This is a genomic window from Streptomyces phyllanthi (assembly GCF_009377205.1).
GTDB lineage: Bacteria > Actinomycetota > Actinomycetes > Streptomycetales > Streptomycetaceae > Streptomyces > Streptomyces phyllanthi.
Genome location: NZ_VJZE01000175.1, coordinates 1 through 16,603 on the forward strand (window position 1 = coordinate 1; position 16,603 = coordinate 16,603).

General features: G+C 72.0%; 20 protein-coding genes and 1 pseudogene. 16 read left to right on the forward strand and 5 right to left on the reverse strand.

Going from position 1 to position 16,603, the window contains the following annotated elements:
* Window positions 1–313 precede the first annotated feature (313 nt).
* The 4 genes from ybaK to FNH04_RS23500 form a co-directional block, all read right to left on the reverse strand.
* A complete protein-coding gene (ybaK, locus tag FNH04_RS23485) occupies window positions 314–817 on the reverse strand; it encodes a Cys-tRNA(Pro) deacylase (RefSeq protein ID WP_152787354.1) in 504 nt (167 codons plus the stop codon).
* A 45-nt stretch (window positions 818–862) separates the two neighbouring features.
* The gene (locus FNH04_RS23490) at window positions 863–1,603 is read right to left on the reverse strand and encodes an LON peptidase substrate-binding domain-containing protein (protein WP_322723628.1); all 741 of its coding nucleotides are present in this window, start codon (window positions 1,601–1,603) and stop codon (window positions 863–865) included.
* A gap of 11 nt (window positions 1,604–1,614) precedes the next feature.
* A complete protein-coding gene (locus FNH04_RS23495; protein ID WP_194236787.1) occupies window positions 1,615–2,706 on the reverse strand; it encodes a hypothetical protein in 1,092 nt (363 codons plus the stop codon).
* Between the two features lie 180 nt (window positions 2,707–2,886).
* The gene (locus FNH04_RS23500; RefSeq protein ID WP_322723630.1) at window positions 2,887–4,470 is read right to left on the reverse strand and encodes an oxidoreductase; all 1,584 of its coding nucleotides are present in this window, start codon (window positions 4,468–4,470) and stop codon (window positions 2,887–2,889) included.
* 195 nt (window positions 4,471–4,665) lie between these two features.
* Here FNH04_RS23500 and hisD point away from each other — a divergent pair, with 195 nt between their 5' ends.
* From hisD to FNH04_RS23540, 9 genes and pseudogenes are all read left to right on the forward strand, one after another.
* Window positions 4,666–5,991 (forward strand): histidinol dehydrogenase, encoded by a 1,326-nt coding sequence (gene hisD / locus FNH04_RS23505; protein ID WP_322723632.1) that lies wholly within the window; start codon window positions 4,666–4,668, stop codon window positions 5,989–5,991.
* The gene (locus FNH04_RS23510) at window positions 5,988–7,139 is read left to right on the forward strand and encodes a histidinol-phosphate transaminase (protein WP_322723634.1); all 1,152 of its coding nucleotides are present in this window, start codon (window positions 5,988–5,990) and stop codon (window positions 7,137–7,139) included. Before hisD ends, FNH04_RS23510 begins: the two co-directional genes overlap by 4 nt.
* The gene (gene hisB / locus FNH04_RS23515; protein ID WP_152787360.1) at window positions 7,136–7,729 is read left to right on the forward strand and encodes an imidazoleglycerol-phosphate dehydratase HisB; all 594 of its coding nucleotides are present in this window, start codon (window positions 7,136–7,138) and stop codon (window positions 7,727–7,729) included. Before FNH04_RS23510 ends, hisB begins: the two co-directional genes overlap by 4 nt.
* On the forward strand, window positions 7,726–7,890 hold the full coding sequence (locus FNH04_RS46655) for a hypothetical protein (protein WP_194236789.1): 165 nt from the start codon (window positions 7,726–7,728) through the stop codon (window positions 7,888–7,890). The genes hisB and FNH04_RS46655 overlap by 4 nt, the downstream gene beginning before the upstream one ends.
* Window positions 7,887–8,531, forward strand: a complete 645-nt coding sequence (gene hisH, locus FNH04_RS23520; RefSeq protein WP_152787362.1) for an imidazole glycerol phosphate synthase subunit HisH — start codon at window positions 7,887–7,889, stop codon at window positions 8,529–8,531. The genes FNH04_RS46655 and hisH overlap by 4 nt, the downstream gene beginning before the upstream one ends.
* 3 nt (window positions 8,532–8,534) lie before the next feature.
* Window positions 8,535–9,260: a bifunctional 1-(5-phosphoribosyl)-5-((5-phosphoribosylamino)methylideneamino)imidazole-4-carboxamide isomerase/phosphoribosylanthranilate isomerase PriA gene (gene priA / locus FNH04_RS23525; protein WP_152787364.1), complete on the forward strand. Its 726-nt coding sequence runs from the start codon at window positions 8,535–8,537 to the stop codon at window positions 9,258–9,260.
* Window positions 9,257–9,649, forward strand: a complete 393-nt coding sequence (locus FNH04_RS23530) for a RidA family protein (protein WP_152787366.1) — start codon at window positions 9,257–9,259, stop codon at window positions 9,647–9,649. The genes priA and FNH04_RS23530 overlap by 4 nt, the downstream gene beginning before the upstream one ends.
* Before the next feature lie 22 nt (window positions 9,650–9,671).
* Complete coding sequence (gene hisF, locus FNH04_RS23535; RefSeq protein ID WP_152787368.1) at window positions 9,672–10,427, forward strand: imidazole glycerol phosphate synthase subunit HisF; 756 nt, start codon at window positions 9,672–9,674, stop codon at window positions 10,425–10,427.
* Window positions 10,428–10,451: 24 nt separating this feature from the next.
* Window positions 10,452–10,935: pseudogene (locus FNH04_RS23540) on the forward strand (MFS transporter); the annotation flags it as partial.
* A gap of 4 nt (window positions 10,936–10,939) precedes the next feature.
* Here FNH04_RS23540 and FNH04_RS23545 read toward each other — a convergent pair.
* Complete coding sequence (locus tag FNH04_RS23545; RefSeq protein ID WP_152787370.1) at window positions 10,940–11,575, reverse strand: TIGR03085 family metal-binding protein; 636 nt, start codon at window positions 11,573–11,575, stop codon at window positions 10,940–10,942.
* A 117-nt stretch (window positions 11,576–11,692) separates the two neighbouring features.
* Between FNH04_RS23545 and hisI the strand changes: the two genes are divergently transcribed.
* From hisI to trpM, 7 genes are all read left to right on the forward strand, one after another.
* Window positions 11,693–12,103: a phosphoribosyl-AMP cyclohydrolase gene (gene hisI / locus FNH04_RS23550; RefSeq protein ID WP_152787372.1), complete on the forward strand. Its 411-nt coding sequence runs from the start codon at window positions 11,693–11,695 to the stop codon at window positions 12,101–12,103.
* Between the two features lie 11 nt (window positions 12,104–12,114).
* Entirely contained in the window at window positions 12,115–13,611 is a 1,497-nt protein-coding gene (locus FNH04_RS23555) for an anthranilate synthase component I (protein WP_152787374.1), read from the forward strand.
* Window positions 13,612–13,647: 36 nt separating this feature from the next.
* Window positions 13,648–14,283 carry a TIGR02234 family membrane protein gene (locus tag FNH04_RS23560; RefSeq protein WP_322723638.1) on the forward strand — a complete coding sequence of 212 codons (636 nt, stop codon included), beginning with the start codon at window positions 13,648–13,650 and terminating at the stop codon, window positions 14,281–14,283.
* A 157-nt stretch (window positions 14,284–14,440) separates the two neighbouring features.
* A complete protein-coding gene (locus tag FNH04_RS23565; protein ID WP_152787375.1) occupies window positions 14,441–14,701 on the forward strand; it encodes an HGxxPAAW family protein in 261 nt (86 codons plus the stop codon).
* A gap of 144 nt (window positions 14,702–14,845) precedes the next feature.
* Complete coding sequence (locus FNH04_RS23570; RefSeq protein ID WP_152787377.1) at window positions 14,846–15,313, forward strand: DUF2752 domain-containing protein; 468 nt, start codon at window positions 14,846–14,848, stop codon at window positions 15,311–15,313.
* Window positions 15,314–15,506: 193 nt separating this feature from the next.
* Window positions 15,507–16,316 (forward strand): indole-3-glycerol phosphate synthase TrpC, encoded by an 810-nt coding sequence (trpC, locus tag FNH04_RS23575; protein ID WP_322723641.1) that lies wholly within the window; start codon window positions 15,507–15,509, stop codon window positions 16,314–16,316.
* Between the two features lie 8 nt (window positions 16,317–16,324).
* Entirely contained in the window at window positions 16,325–16,570 is a 246-nt protein-coding gene (trpM, locus tag FNH04_RS49455; RefSeq protein ID WP_152787379.1) for a tryptophan biosynthesis modulator TrpM, read from the forward strand.
* The last annotated feature ends 33 nt before the right edge of the window (window positions 16,571–16,603 follow it).

Consider the following 16,603-nt stretch of genomic DNA (forward strand, 5'->3'; position numbering starts at 1 on the left):
GGTGGGTGGGTGTTTTGTCGGCCTGAACGGCCTCGTCCTCAAGCGCCGGACGGGCTGGTGGGTGCTGGACCGGCTGAGTGTTGCTGGACGGGCTGAGCGTTGCGGACGGGCTCGTGGGTCCCGGCCCGAGTGCTTTTGCCGGACCGGCTGAGTGTTGCCGACGGGCCGGTGGGTGCTGGACCGGGTGCCGGACGGCTCTTACGCCGGGCGGTGGCCGTGGTTGGAGCGGCCCTTCTTGGTGCGCCACTTGCGTTTGCGGGTTCTTTTCGACATGTCCTTGGTAGTAGCCGAGGACCGGGAAGTCGTCGAGGGGTCATGCACGGCCGATGGGCGCCGAGACCGCTTCCGTGAGTTCGAGGAGGGCTTCCGGGGACAGTTCGATCTCCAGGCCGCGGCGGCCCGCCGAGACGCAGATCGTGTCGTGGGACCGAGCCGACGCGTCCAGGACCGTGCGGAGCTTCTTGCGCTGGCCCAGCGGTGAGATACCGCCGCGGACGTAGCCCGTGGTGCGTTCCGCCAGGGTCGGGTCCGCCATCGCCGCGCGCTTGCCGCCCACCGCGGAGGCCAGGGCCTTCAGGTCCAGCGAGCCCGCCACCGGGACGACGGCGACGACCAGCGCGCCGTCCACGTCCGCCACCAGCGTCTTGAAGACGCGGTCCGGGGAGACGCCCATCGCCTCCGCCGCCTCCTCGCCGTACGAGGGGTGGGAGGGGTCGTGCTCGTAGGAGTGGACGGTGAAGTCCACACCGGCCCCCGTCAGGGCCACCGTCGCCGGGGTCCCTCCGGACTGCTGCTGCTTCTTCGACTTCTTCGACAAGGTGCCGTGCCCTTATGCCAGTGGGGACATGCCAGTACAGACGCGTCAGTTGAGACTTGTGGGGCCGCGCGTCAGGTCCGACGCGGGCAGCGACGGCAGACTACGGATGATGGCCGTCTCCGCGCGCAGGAGTTTCAGCTCGTCGCGCAGGCGCGAGGCCGTGTCCGGGGCCTGGAGCAGCCGCTGCTTGGCGGGGGTGTCGAGCATCATCGCCGCAGCCACGAGGTACGAGACCACGGCCGGCTCGTCCGGGAGCTCCGTGCCCGTCGAGAGCGAGCGCTCACGGGCCCCCGCCAGGCGCTTCTGGTACTGGCGGAAGGCCCGCAGCACCCCCTCGGCCAGCGCCCCCGCCTCATCGCCGGGCTCCTCCGGCAGCTCCTCCAGCTCGGCCGTCAGGAACGCGCCCGACGCGTCCACCGAGAGCAGGCGTACACGGGTCGTGCCGGTCGCCAGTACCTCGAACGTGCCGTCGTCGCGCTCCCGGATGGTCGCCGCGTCCGCGATGCACCCCACCCCGTGGAAGGCCCGGACCGGGTCGTCGCCGAAGCCCGCGGCCGGGCCGCGCTCCGGCTGGGACGTCCGGTCCGGCATACCGGGCGCGGCGGGCGCGACCTCGTGGCCGTCGCGGATGGCGACGACGGCGAAGCGGCGCGGCTCGGACTCGGGGGTCTTGAGCAGCTCGCGCATCATGGCGCGGTAGCGCTCCTCGAAGATGTTCAACGGGAGCACCAGCCCCGGGAACAGCACCGAGTTCAGGGGGAAGAGCGGGAGGCGGACGGTGGTCACGACGCAAGAGCCTAGTGGTCGTCGGGGGCAGGGCGTCCTCCGCGCCCACTCCGTGGGCTCGGGCGGGCACCGGACCGTGGGCGCAGCGGCATGCCCGACGCCACCTCCAGGCGTATGCCGTCCCGGAGTTCCAGGAACTGCCCGAGCGGGTCGTCAGAAATCCGTTCCCAGGGGAACGAGGTCGCGTACGGGCCGATCAGACGCAGTTGCTCCAGGGCGTCCTCCCAGCGTTCCAGCCGTACCAGAACGTACGTCAGCAGGTTGCGGACCTCGGCCGGCCAGGGGTCGGCGGCCGCGTACCGGGCCGAGAGCGCGACCGCCGCGTCGGCCGCCGCGTCCAGCCGGCCACGCGTCACGCCCGCCCCGCCGTCCTCGGTGAGATACGCGAACGCCGCCCGCACCGGCAGCGCCTGCACCAGCGAGTCCGGGAGTGCGTCCAGCGCGGCCCGCTCGGCGAAGTCGAAGCACTCGCGATGGGTGCGCGGCCCCCGCTCCCCTGCCCAGCACGAGTCCCCGGTACGGGACGAGGCCGCGAGGTACTGGAGCGCGGCGACATGGCAGCCGTAGTGGTGCGGTGAGCGGTGGACGGCCTCGGCCCACAGCCGCTCGAACGCGTCGTGGCCCGCGTGGGTGCCCCGCGCATGGTCGAGCGCGATCCGCCAGGGCACCGGGTCACGCGGCTCGCCCTCAGCCGCCGCGGCGATCAACGGGCCCACCTGACGCAGGCGCTCGGCGTGGTCCGGGGACTCCCAGCCGCGCGCCACCGCCAGCGCGGCCTCGACCAGCAGGACATCGGGGTCGTAGGGGGCGGCCCGCTGCCACTCGGTGAGCCACTCGCCGCGCAGGCGTGCGAAGGCCGCGAGACGGGTCGCGTACCGGTCGCGGTCCTCCCACTCGGCGGCCTTCCGGGTGGTGATCAGCAGTTCGGCCGCCGGGAGGTACTCGCCGCGGCCCGCCGCCACGAGGGCGGGCGCGAGCCGGGCGTCGGGGGCGTCGAGCAGTACCTCGTCGTCGGCGGGCAGGCCGACGGCGAGGGACGAGGTGTTCCGGATCATTCGTGCGGTACGAATGAACGCGCGCAGCAGAGCCATGGTGTCGACCATTGAAAACCCGCAGGTCGGAGGCGCGCCAGCGCGAATGCGTAACGCAAATTCGGTTGCGTCGGCAACGGTCAAGGTCCGGTAAAAAGGGCCTGTCCGGCGACTGTTGGAATCCTGTACTCCAGGCATGTGCGAAGCCCGTGCTCCGGATGCCGCGCCCCGTACCCCGTACTCCCTCTCCCGTCAGCCCCTGCTGAGCAGCCGCGTCGCCCCCGCCGCCACCGTCGTCGCCAGGATCCAGCCCAACAGGACCACCGCCGCGGCCAGCCACTGCCAGCCGCCGCGCAGCTGCCAGTAGCCCGCCTGCCCCAGGTCTATCAGCGGCAGGAGCAGGTCAAGGGCGAACAGCGAGGCGTTCCACGGCGGATGCTCACCGTCCTTGATCGGCGGGTGCGCGGCATGCGAGAAGGCGATCGACGTGGCCGCCCACAGCACCGCGAGCCACATGGCCGCCCGGCCCGGCCGGTACCCGTACGCGACGGTCCAGTCCTGCGCGTATCCCCAGAGCTTGGCCGCGAGCGGCAGGTTCTCGCGGCGGTGGCGCTGCTTGGCCAGCAGGACCTCGCGGGCGTCCTCGTCCTCCCCGCCGGCGCGCAGCACCGCGGCCAGCCGCTCGTACGGCTCCGGGTTGTACTCGGCGGTCGCGGCGGACACCCACTCCAGCCGCTTGACCAGCGGGAACGGTCCGCGCGGCACGAGGTTCTCGTACTGGAAGCCGCCCATCTGGATGTTGCCGGGGCCGGGCCAGCTGTCCGCGCTGTCCATCAGGTTGACGATCCGCGCGCCCGACAGCACCACCTTGCCGCGCTCCGGCCGCTGCCCGAGGAAACGCAGTTCGGGCACCTGGACGCGGCGCAGCGACAGCTCCTGCTCGTCGGTGAAGGTGAAGCGCGCCCCCTCCAGGTCGACCGCGTCACCGAACCGCCCGTCGTCGAGGCGCACCCCACCCTCACAGGCGAACCTCTGCACCCGCGTGCCGTGTGCGGGCGTGGTGCCGCTGGTGACGATCGGATTGCCGACGCCCGCGGGGGTCAGATAGAGGGTGCGGCCCACGGTCAGCTGGGGCGCGTTCAGGGCCTGGCGCGTGTACTGGTTGGTCAGCCGGGCGCCGCGCAGGCTCAGCGACACGCCGATGGTGGCGCCGCGCAGGCTCAGCTCGCCGTGCGCCTCCAGCATCTCGGCCTGGAGGTCCTGCCCGACCGTCATGCCGTCCCCGGTGATCGAGCGGCCGCTCCGGTCCCGTTGGACCACGGCCTGGTTGAGCATCAGATCGGTGCCGATCTGGGCGTCGGTGAGCCGGACCCCGCTGTGGAAGCGGCAGCGCGGCAGATGGAAGTCGCCCTCGGTGTGCACCCGGGCCGCCTCCAGCCGGGGCACCGAGCAGTCGACCAGCCGGACGGTGGTGAACCGCGCCTCCGGCAGCCGGATCTCCTTCTCGAACCGGCAGCCCTTCATCTCGACGTACGGCGCGACCGTGCCGCCCGCGAGATCGAGCGTGTCCTCGATCTGCACGCCCACGAGCTTCAGCGCCGACACCCGGCCCGCCAGCGCGGGCGGCCCGTCCAGCAGCAGCCAGCACACGATCCGCGCCCGCACGGTCCGCTCCGGCCCCCAGGGGTGGCCGCCGTGCGGATCGTCCACCACGGTGTCCCCGACGCGCAGGTCGTAGACGCTGCCGTTGCGGAAGGCCTGCCACATCCCTCTCTCAACGGCGCTGAGGCCCTCCGGCGGGTCCCCGTCCCGGCCGAAGCCGGCACCATCGGTCACTACTCCTTCTTCCCTCCTGCCCGTGCCTGCACGGGCTCCCCATCTACTCGCGGGTTTCGTACACCCGTCCCATGCCCGCTGAGTGACACGCCGAACGCCGAATGTGAAGGTGATCTTCAGGTTTTGCGTCCAGTCGTGTATCAGCCACTGATACGGACGGACGGCGCCCGACCCGGGTCTGAGAGAATTGGGCCCGTGATCTCCCGAATCGATCTGCGCGGCGACGCCCTGCCGAAGGGCCCCGCCCTGCGCGACCTGCTGCCCCGAGCCGACTTCGACGTCTCGGCCGCCCTGGAGAAGGTGCGGCCGATCTGCGAGGCCGTGCATCATCGGGGCGACGCGGCGCTGATCGACTTCGCCGAGAAGTTCGACGGCGTACGCCTGGAGTCCGTACGGGTTCCGGCGCAGGCGCTGGGGGACGCGCTGGAGCAGCTCGACCCGGCCGTGCGCGCGGCCCTGGAGGAGTCCGTCCGCCGCGCCCGTATCGTCCACCGGGAGCAGCGCCGGACCAGCCACACCACCCAGGTGGTCCCCGGCGGCACGGTCACTGAGAAGTGGGTGCCGGTCGAGCGCGTCGGGCTGTACGTGCCGGGCGGCCGGTCGGTCTACCCGTCGTCCGTGATCATGAACGTGGTGCCCGCGCAGGAAGCCGGCGTCGGCTCCGTCGCGCTCGCGTCCCCCGCGCAGGCCGAGTTCGGCGGGCTCCCGCACCCGACGATCCTCGCGGCCTGCGAACTGCTTGGCGTCGACGAGGTGTACGCCGCCGGCGGCGCGACCGCGGTCGCGATGTTCGCGTACGGCACCGAGTCCTGTCCGCCCGCCAACATGGTCACCGGCCCCGGCAACATCTGGGTGGCCGCGGCCAAGCGGTACTTCACGGGGCTCATCGGCATCGACTCCGAGGCCGGCCCGACCGAGATCGCCGTCCTCGCGGACGGGACCGCCGACCCGGTGCACGTCGCCGCCGACCTGATCAGCCAGGCCGAGCACGACCCGCTGGCCGCCGCCGTTCTCGTCACCGACTCCGTGGAGCTCGCGGACGCGGTCGAGAAGGAGCTGGCCCCGCAGGTCGAGGCCACCAAGCACATCGAGGACCGGATCCGCCCGGCCCTGGCGGGCCGCCAGTCCGCGATCGTGCTCGTCGACGGCATTGACGAGGGCCTGCGCGTGGTCAACGCGTACGGCGCCGAGCACCTGGAGATCCAGACGGCGGACGCCGCCGCGGTCGCCGAACGCGTCGTGAACGCGGGCGCGATCTTCATCGGCCCCTGGGCGCCGGTCTCGCTCGGTGACTACGCGGCCGGGTCCAACCACGTGCTGCCGACGGGCGGCTGCGCCTGTCACTCCTCCGGCCTGTCCGTCCAGTCCTTCCTGCGCGGCATCCACGTCGTCGACTACACGAAGGACGCGCTGGCCGAGGTCGCGCACCACGTGGTGACGCTGGCGGAGGCGGAGGACCTGCCCGCGCACGGCGCGGCGATCAAGGCGAGGTTCGGCTGGAAGGTGCCGGAGAGCAAGTGAACGACGTACGTATCGACGATCTCCCCGTACGGGACGAGCTGCGCGGCAAGTCCCCCTACGGCGCGCCCCAACTGGACGTCCCCGTACGGCTGAACACCAACGAGAACCCGTACCCGCTGCCCGAGCCGCTGGTCGAGCGGATCACCGAGCGGGTGCGCGAGGCGGCCCGCAACCTCAACCGCTACCCGGACCGGGACGCGGTCGAGCTGCGCACCGGGCTCGCCGAGTATCTGACGAAGACCGGCAAGTACCCGGTCGGCGTCGAGAACGTCTGGGCGGCCAACGGCTCCAACGAGGTCATCCAGCAGCTGCTGCAGACCTTCGGCGGCCCCGGCCGTACGGCGCTCGGCTTCGAGCCCTCGTACTCGATGCACGGGCTCATCGCCCGCGGCACGGGCACGGGCTGGATCTCCGGACCCCGCAATGACGACTTCACCGTCGACCTCGCCGCCGCCGAGAAGACCATCGCCGAGCACCGGCCGGACGTCGTCTTCATCACCACCCCCAACAACCCCACGGGCAACGCGGTCCCGCCCGAGACGGTCCTCGCCCTGTACGAGGCCGCACAGGCGGCCAAGCCGTCGATGGTGGTGGTCGACGAGGCGTACATCGAGTTCAGCCACGGCGACTCGCTGCTGCCGCTGCTGGAGGGCCGCCCCCACCTCGTGGTCTCCCGGACCATGTCCAAGGCGTTCGGCGCGGCCGGGCTGCGCCTCGGCTACCTCGCCGCGCACCCGGCGGTCGTGGACGCCGTCCAGCTCGTACGGCTGCCGTACCACCTGTCGGCCGTCACGCAGGCGACCGCCCTGGCCGCCCTGGAGCACACCGACACGCTGCTGAAGTACGTCGAGCAGCTGAAGTCCGAGCGGGACCGGCTGGTCGCCGAGCTGCGCGCGATCGGCTACGAGGTGACCGAGTCGGACGCCAACTTCGTGCAGTTCGGGCGATTCGACGGCAAGCACGGCTCCCACGAAGCCTGGCAGAGGATCCTCGACCGGGGTGTCCTGGTCCGGGACAACGGCGTACCGGGGTGGCTGCGGGTGACCGCGGGAACCCCGGCCGAGAACGACGCGTTCCTGGACGCGGTACGTGAACTACTGAGTGTTGTGGGGGACACCCCCGCACCCCCGAAGGAGCAGAGCGCATGAGCCGCGTAGGGCGTGTCGAGCGGACGACCAAGGAGACGTCCGTCCTCGTCGAGGTCGACCTGGACGGCACCGGGAAGACGGACATCTCCACCGGGGTCGGTTTCTACGACCACATGCTCGACCAGCTCGGCCGCCACGGTCTGTTCGACCTCACCGTGAAGACCGAGGGCGACCTGCACATCGACTCGCACCACACCATCGAGGACACCGCCCTCGCGCTGGGCGCCGCCTTCAAGCAGGCCCTCGGCGACAAGGTGGGCATCTACCGCTTCGGCAACTGCACGGTGCCGCTCGACGAGTCGCTCGCGCAGGTCACCGTGGACCTCTCCGGCCGGCCGTACCTGGTGCACACCGAGCCCGAGAAGATGGCGCCGATGATCGGCGAGTACGACACGACGATGACCCGGCACATACTGGAGTCCTTCGTCGCCCAGGCCCAGATCGCGCTGCACGTGCACGTGCCGTACGGGCGCAACGCGCACCACATCGTGGAGTGCCAGTTCAAGGCGCTGGCACGGGCCCTCAGGTACGCGAGCGAGCGGGACCCGCGCGCGGCGGGCATCCTGCCCTCCACGAAGGGCGCGCTGTGAACGGGCTGTCGACCATCCTGATCGTCGTCGGGCTCTTCCTCGTCGGCGGCATCATCTCCTTCGCCAAGCAGCAGATGCCCAAGAGCCTCATCACCCTGCTCTCCATCGGCGCCGCGATGTGTCTCGTCGCGGGCGTCCTGAGGCTGGAGGTGTGGAATTGAGTACCCCAGCAAAGCGCGTGGTCGTCTTCGACTACGGCTTCGGCAACGTCCGTTCCGCCGAGCGCGCCCTCGCGCGCGTGGGAGCCGATGTCGAGATCACCCGTGACTACGACAAGGCCATGAACGCGGACGGCCTGCTGGTGCCGGGCGTCGGCGCGTTCGCCGCCTGCATGAAGGGCCTCACGGAGGCGCGCGGCGACTGGATCGTCGACCGCCGGCTGTCCGGCGGCCGTCCGGTGATGGGCATCTGCGTCGGTATGCAGATCCTCTTCGCCCGCGGTATCGAGCACGGCGTGGAGACCGAGGGCCTCGACGAGTGGCCCGGCTCGGTCGAGCCGCTCCAGGCCGACATCGTGCCCCACATGGGCTGGAACACCGTCGACGCACCGTCCGACTCCCAGCTCTTCGCGGGCCTGGACGCGGGCGCCCGCTTCTACTTCGTGCACTCGTACGCCGTCCACGACTGGAACCTCGAGACCCACAACCCCACCATGCGGGCCCCCAGGGTCACCTGGTCCACGCACGGCAAGCCCTTCGTGGCGGCCGTGGAGAACGGCGCCCTGTGGGCCACGCAGTTCCACCCCGAGAAGTCCGGCGACGCCGGAGCGCAGCTGCTCACCAACTGGATCGGAACCCTGTAGACCATGGCCAAGCTCGAACTCCTCCCCGCCGTCGACGTCCGTGACGGCCAGGCCGTCCGCCTCGTGCACGGCGAGTCCGGCACGGAGACCTCGTACGGCTCCCCGCTGGAGGCCGCCCTCGCCTGGCAGCGCTCGGGCGCCGAGTGGCTGCACCTCGTCGACCTGGACGCCGCGTTCGGCACGGGAGACAACCGCGAGCTGATCGCCGAGGTCGCCGGGGCTATGGACATCAAGGTGGAGCTGTCCGGCGGCATCCGCGACGACGACACGCTCGCCGCCGCCCTGGCCACCGGCTGCACCCGCGTGAACCTGGGCACGGCCGCCCTGGAGACCCCCGAGTGGGTCGCCAAGGTCATCGCCGAGCACGGCGACAGGATCGCGGTGGGCCTGGACGTCCGGGGCACCACGCTGCGGGGCCGCGGCTGGACCCGCGACGGCGGCGACCTGTACGAGACGCTGGAACGCCTCAACAAGGAGGGCTGCGCGCGGTACGTCGTCACGGACATCGCCAAGGACGGCACCCTGCAGGGCCCCAACCTGGAGCTCCTGAAGAACGTCTGCGCCGCGACGGACCGCCCGGTGGTGGCGTCGGGCGGCGTGTCGTCGCTGGACGACCTCCGGGCGATCTCCGGTCTCGTACCGCTCGGTGTCGAGGGCGCCATCGTCGGGAAGGCGCTGTACGCGAAGGCGTTCACCCTGGAAGAGGCCTTGGAGGCTGTGTCGTCATGACCGATGCCGTGCGGCGCGTGCAGAGCGGAAGCCCCTGGGAGGAGTCCTTCGGTTTCGCACGTGCCGTCGCGGCGGGCGACCGTGTGCTGGTGGGCGGCACGACGGCCTTCAAGGGCCAGGTGCTGTACGGGGAGGGCGACCCGTACGAGCAGGCCAGAGTGGCCTTCGCCGGCGCGGTCGAGGCGATCGGCGAGTTCGGACTCGGCGTCGAGTCCGTGATCCGGACGAGGATGTATCTGGCCCACCTCCGGGACGTGGACGAGGTGGGCCGGGCCCACAAGGAGCTGTTCGACTCCGTGCGCCCGATCTCGACCCTGCTGGTCGTGGAGGGCTTCGTCGACCCCCGCATCCTGGTCGAAGTAGAAGTAGAAGCATTCAGAGGACATTGAGGACATCAGAGGAGCCCGATTCATGACCCTGGCGGTCCGAGTCATCCCCTGCCTGGACGTGGACAACGGCCGGGTCGTCAAGGGCGTCAACTTCCAGAACCTGCGCGACGCGGGCGACCCCGTCGAGATGGCCAAGGTGTACGACGCCGAGGGCGCCGACGAGCTGACGTTCCTCGACATCACCGCGTCCTCCGGCAACCGCGAGACCACCTACGACGTGGTGCGCCGCACCGCCGAGCAGGTCTTCATCCCGCTGACGGTCGGCGGCGGCGTCCGTACGGCCGAGGACGTCGACAAGCTGCTGCGCGCGGGCGCGGACAAGGTGGGCGTGAACACGGCCGCGATCGCCCGCCCGGAGCTGATCCGTGAGATCGCGGAGCGCTTCGGCCGTCAGGTCCTGGTCCTGTCGGTGGACGCGCGGCGGACTCCGTCCGGGAGCTTCGAGGTGACGACCCACGGCGGCCGCAAGGGCACCGGCATCGACGCGATCGAGTGGGCCCACCGGGCCGCCGAGCTGGGCGCGGGCGAGATCCTGCTCAACTCGATGGACGCGGACGGTACGAAGGACGGCTACGACCTGGAGATGATCGCGGCGGTCCGGAAGCACGTGACCGTCCCGGTGATCGCCTCGGGCGGCGCCGGGAGGCTCGGCGACTTCCCGCCGGCCATCGCGGCGGGCGCGGACGCGGTGCTGGCGGCGTCGGTCTTCCACTTCGGGGACCTGCGGATCGGCGAGGTGAAGGAGACGCTGCGGGAGGCGGGCCACCCGGTACGGTGACGCTCCGCTGAGCCTCGAGCCCCGGTCACTTCTTCGGTGCCGATGCTCGTGACGGTACGGATCGCCGACCTGCCCGGGGACGACAAGGCGCCCGGACGTACCGCCTGGCGCGCCCTCCGTGACGGTCCGCGCCACATCCGCGGCCACCGTGTGCTCGCGCCGCTGATCCTGGCCGTCGCGCTGGGCGATCTCGGCTTCGTCGGCCCGCTCAACGTGGGCCTGGTCCTGCTCGCCGACGAGCGCGGCCGGGGTGCCTCCGGCGTGGGCTGGGTGCTCGCCGGGTTCGGCACCGGCGCGGGGGCCGCCGCCCTGCTGCTCACCGTCCGGGGGCGGCTGCCGCACGCGGCGCACGTCGCGGCGTACACCGCTCGTCATGCCGGTGTCCGCCGCGGCAGTCAGGGTGTGGGGCACCGGCCCCGTCTTCGTGGTCAGCGCGGCCCTGTGCGGCCTCGGCGGGGTCCTGGTGCTGTGCGTCCGTGACCTCCGCCGCGCCGAAATACCGAAGTGAGCCCTCAGATCCCCAGCTGCTTCGTCTCGTGCAGCCGCGTGATCGCCTCCTTCTCGCCGTCCAGCTCCACGTCGGCCACCTGCTGGCGTCCGTACAGGAACAGCAGCAGCTCCGAGGGCTCACCGGTCACCGTGACGACCGGTGTGCCCCGGTGGGCGACCGCCGTCTGGCCGTTCGGGCGGCGCAGGACGAGTCCGGTGGGGGAGCCGCGGCCCATCAGCCGGGCGGTGCGCTCCAGACGGGACCACAGGGCCTCCTGGAACACCGGGTCCAGTTCGCGCCTGGTCCAGTCGGGCTGGGCGCGGCGTACGTCCTCGGTGTGGACGTAGAACTCGATCGTGTTGGAGATCTCGTCGATCTGCTTGAGGGAGAAGGGCGAGAAACGCGGCGGGCCGGTGCGGATGAGCTGGATCAGCTCCTCGTACGGCTTCGCGGCGAACTCCGCCATCACGCGCTCCAGACGCGGCGCGAGCTGCTTGACGAGGATTCCCCCGGCGGCGTCGGGGCGGCGCTCCCGCACCACCACGTGCGCGGCGAGGTCACGGGTGTTCCAGCCGTCGCACAGGGTCGGGGCGTCCGGGCCGGAGGCCTCCAACAGATCGGCGAGGAGGAGTCGTTCACGCTTGGCATGGGTCGACATGGCAGCCAGCCTACGACCGGGCAGCGGGTCCGCCCAGCAGGGATCGGCACAGGACGGACCGGTCCGTCCTGTGGACAATGGCGGGCGCTGTCGGTGGCGCGCGGCACAATGGCACCCATGACCAGCACGCCGTCATCCAGCGGCCCCAGCAGCCTCGATCCCGAGATCGCCGCGCGCCTCAAGCACAGCGCCGACGGACTCCTGCCCGCCATCGCCCAGCAGTACGACACCGGAGAGGTGCTCATGCTCGGCTGGATGGACGACGAGGCGCTGCACCGCACGCTCACCACGGGCCGCTGCACGTACTGGTCGCGCAGCCGCCAGGAGTACTGGGTGAAGGGCGACACCTCCGGCCACTTCCAGTGGGTGAAGTCCGTGGCCCTGGACTGCGACGCCGACACCGTGCTGGTCAAGGTCGACCAGGTGGGCGCCGCCTGCCACACCGGAGCCCGCACCTGCTTCGACGAGGACGTCCTCAAGGCCGTCGAGGGCGGCGCCGGTTCCGGCGCGGCGTCACTGGATCAGTAAGGTCAGCCGCCATGGACCTCGAGACGTTCCGCAAGCTGGCCACCGACCGCCGCGTCATCCCCGTCAGCCGCAAGCTCCTCGCCGACGGCGACACCCCGGTCGCCCTCTACCGAAAGCTCGCCGCCGAGCGCCCCGGCACCTTCCTGCTGGAGTCCGCGGAGAACGGCCGTTCATGGTCCCGGTACTCCTTCGTGGGCGTCCGCAGCCACGCCACCCTCACCGCGCGCGACGGCCAGGCGCACTGGCTGGGCACCCCGCCCGTCGGCGTCCCCGTCGACGGCGACCCGCTCGCCGCCCTGCGCGCCACCATCGAGGCCCTCCACACGCCCCACGACCTCGCCGCGGGCCTGCCGCCCTTCACCGGAGGCATGGTCGGCTACCTCGGCTACGACATCGTGCGCCGCCTGGAGAAGATCGGCCCCGGGGAGCACGACGACCTGAAACTCCCCGAGCTGACCATGCTGCTCACCAGCGACCTCGCCGTCCTCGACCACTGGGACGGCACGGTGCTGCTCATCGCCAACGCCATCAACCACAACGACCTCGACACGGGCGTCGACGAGGCCCACGCGGACGCGATCGCCCGCCTCGACGCCATGCAGGCCGACCTCGCCCGCCCCGTCTCGCAGCCCCCGGCCGAACTCCCGCCCTCCGAGCTCCCGGAGTACACGGCCCGCTGGGGCGGCCCCGACTTCCAGGAGGCCGTCGAGGACGTCAAGGAGCGCATCAGGGCCGGCGAGGCCTTCCAGGTCGTCCCGTCGCAGCGCTTCGAAACGCCGTGCACGGCAAGCGCGTTGGACGTCTACCGGGTGCTGCGGACCACCAACCCGTCCCCGTACATGTACCTGTTCCGCTTCGACGGGTTCGACGTCGTCGGATCGTCCCCCGAGGCCCTGGTCAAGGTCGAGGACGGGCAGGCCATGGTGCACCCCATCGCGGGCACCCGCCACCGCGGCGCCACCCCGCAGGAGGACCAGGCCCTCGCCGACGAGCTGCTCGCCGACCCCAAGGAGCGCGCCGAGCACCTGATGCTCGTCGACCTGGGGCGCAACGACCTGGGCCGCGTGTGCGAGCCCGGCTCGGTCGAGGTCGTCGACTTCATGTCGATCGAGCGGTACTCGCACGTGATGCACATCGTGTCGACGGTCACCGGACGGGTCGCGGCGGGCCGTACGGCCTTCGACGTGCTGACCGCCTGTTTCCCGGCCGGCACGCTCTCCGGCGCCCCCAAGCCGCGCGCGATGCAGATCATCGACGAGCTGGAGCCCGCCCGCCGCGGGCTGTACGGCGGCTGCGTCGGATACCTCGACTTCGCGGGCGACTCCGACACCGCCATCGCCATCCGTACGGCGCTCCTGCGCGACGGCACGGCGTACGTCCAGGCGGGTGCCGGCATCGTCGCGGACTCGGACCCCGTGGCCGAGGACACCGAGTGCCGCAACAAGGCGGCGGCGGTGCTCAGGGCGGTCCACGCGGCGAACCGGCTCGGTCGGGCGGCCGGGGCGTGAACCCCGGGTGACGGGACGCGCGGGGTTCAGGCGATAGTGGAGTACGTGACCGCACCCCCTCACTCCGGATCCGAACCCGCACGCGTCCGCGCCGGCCGGCGCAGCCTCGCCGTCGCCCTGCTCTGCGGCGCGCTCGGCGCGGCCGTGGCGCTGCTCGCCTCCCGGCAGCGCTGGTCGGCGGCCACCGCCTCGGTCGCGGGCGGCGACTTCCCGCTGACCGCCAAGGGCAGCGACGTCACGGGCGTGCCCGCTGCCCTCGCGATCGTGGGCCTCGCCGCTCTCGTCGCCGTCTTCGCCGTACGCAGGGCCGGGCGCGTCCTGGTCGCGGCCCTGCTCGCGCTCTCCGGCGCGGGCACGGTCGTCGCCGCGCTGCTGGGCGCCTCCGACAGCTCCGCGCTCGACGAGAAGGCCGCGCAGGCCTCCGGCGACACCTCCGCCACCGTCGGCGAGCTCAGCCACACCGCCTGGCCGTACGTCGCGGCCGCGGGCGGCGCGCTGATCCTGCTCGCCGGGCTGATCGCGCTGCGGTACGGGCGGCGGTGGCCCGCGATGTCCGGCCGGTACGAGCGCGACGGGACGCCCCGGCCGCGCAGAGCGAAGCCCGTGGACCCGGACCGGCCCGAAGATCTGTGGAAGGCGCTGGACCGCGGGGAGGACCCGACGGGCGCGTAGCCGCCGGCCGAGGTTCCCCCGGAAGACGGACATCCGCGTACTCTGGCGGTTCCGTACGACGGGAGACCCCCGCTCAGGGAGGTCCGTGCGGGTACGGGACAATGGACGGCGAGCGTCGACTCACGCACGCATCGCTTACAGCAACGAGGAGCAAGTCATGGCGGGCAGCAGCCACGGTCACACCCCGGCCGCCTGGACCGGTGTCACAATCATCTTCATCGGTTTCTGCGTCGCGGGTGCCTTCATGGTGATGGACAACCCGCTGGGCTTCTGGGCCGGCATGGTGATCACCCTCCTCGGCGGTGTCGTAGGCGCCGTCATGCGCTCCATGGGGCTGGGCCAGCCGACGGCGGCCCGCCCGGTGCGGCACGTCGCGAAGGCCGAGGCGACGCCCGAGCCGGTCAGCGCCGAGAGCTGAGGCTCTCGCAGGGCGACAGCTTCGGCTTCGTACGGCTTCGGCCTTGTACGGCTTCGGCTTCCTGAGGCTCAGGGAGGGGCGGACGCGGTGTCCATGTCACCGGGTCCGCCCCTCCCGCGCGCCGTGCGGCCCGCGCCGGGCAGAATGCGTGGTGTGAACGCCGAGAGCCGAAGGGTGACGCCGTCGAGTGACACCGGCGCGGACACGGGTGCGGGGGCCGTGCTGCGGCGGGTGGCCGTGCCCGCCGGGGTGCTCGCGGCCGTGGCCGGGGCCTTCGCGTACGTCGGCGCCGTGGACCCCAATGAGCCAGGGCACTACCCGGTCTGTCCGGTGCTGCGCCTCACCGGTCTCTACTGCCCGGGCTGCGGCGGTCTGCGAGCCGCTCACGCCTTCGTGCACGGGGACCTCGTCACGGCCCTCACGGACAACGCGGTCGCCGTGCTGGGCTTTGCGGGGTTCGCGGTGGTGTGGACCGTCTGGGTGGTCCACGCGGTGCGCGGACGGCCGGTGCGGATCGATCCGGGGCCGGTGGCGCTGTGGTCGCTGGGCGCGTTCGTGCTGCTCTTCACGGTTGTGCGGAACCTGCCGTTCGGTGGCTGGCTGCACCCTTGATCAAACGGTGAATGTCCAGGTAGTGGGACCGGCGTCGACCGGATGCGGGGCCTGCGCACTCCTCCGGATACCATCGCAGTGCCCCCTGGGTAGGGCCCGCACACGTCGGCCCGCCCGGGACAGGGCGCACCACCGAACCGCTTGAACTGCTTGAACCGCTTCAACCTCCACCGTCAGGAAGGGGGCCGCTCGCGTGAGTGTGCTCGACGAGATCATCGACGGAGTCCGTGCCGACCTCGCGGAGCGGCAGGCGCGCGTCAGCCTCGACGAGCTCAAGGAGCGCGCGGCGAAGGCTCCGGCGGCCAAGGACGGCGTGGCCGCACTGCGCGGTGACGGCGTGAAGGTGATCTGCGAGGTCAAGCGCTCCAGCCCGTCCAAGGGCGCGCTCGCCGCGATCGCCGACCCGGCCGGGCTGGCAGCCGACTACGAGGCGGGTGGCGCGGCCGTGATCTCGGTCCTCACCGAGCAGCGCCGTTTCGGCGGCTCGCTGGCGGACCTGGAGGCGGTCAGGGCCCGCGTCGACATCCCGGTCCTGCGCAAGGACTTCATCGTCACCTCCTACCAGCTGTGGGAGGCCCGGGCGTACGGCGCCGACCTGGCGCTGCTGATCGTCGCCGCCCTGGACCAGGCCGCCCTGGAGTCCCTCATCGAGCGTGCCGTTTCCATCGGGCTCACGCCCCTCGTCGAGGTGCACGACGAGGAGGAGGTCGAGCGGGCGGTGGACGCGGGCGCGAAGGTGATCGGCGTGAACGCGCGCAACCTGAAGACGCTGAAGGTCGACCGCTCCACGTTCGAGCGGGTCGCCCCCGAGATCCCCGAGAACATCGTCAGGATCGCCGAGTCCGGTGTCCGGGGCCCCCACGACCTCATCGCTTACGCCAACGCGGGCGCCGACGCGGTCCTGGTGGGCGAGTCGCTGGTCACCGGGCGTGACCCGAAGACGGCGGTCTCCGACCTGGTGGCGGCGGGGGCGCACCCCGCGCTGCGGCAGGGCAGGGACTGACACCCACGATGACCGTCCGCCGCGTCTCCGCCCGGCCCGCGTCGAGCCCTCGCTCGACCGGTACGACGGCCTGCGCGCGGACGGCCGATCCCTATGCCCGACTGGCGCGGGGCTGCCGGCCCCGGGGCTGCCGGGCGCCTGCGCGCCGCGTGCACGGGCGGCGTGTGCGGTACGTGATCGGCGATGAGCCCGGGCAGGTGAACGGGATGCGATGGCGCGACGGCCTGTGCGCCGTGGCGGGGGCCCCGCAGTAGGGTTTCGCCCCCGCCGCCCCCCGGACCCCGCTC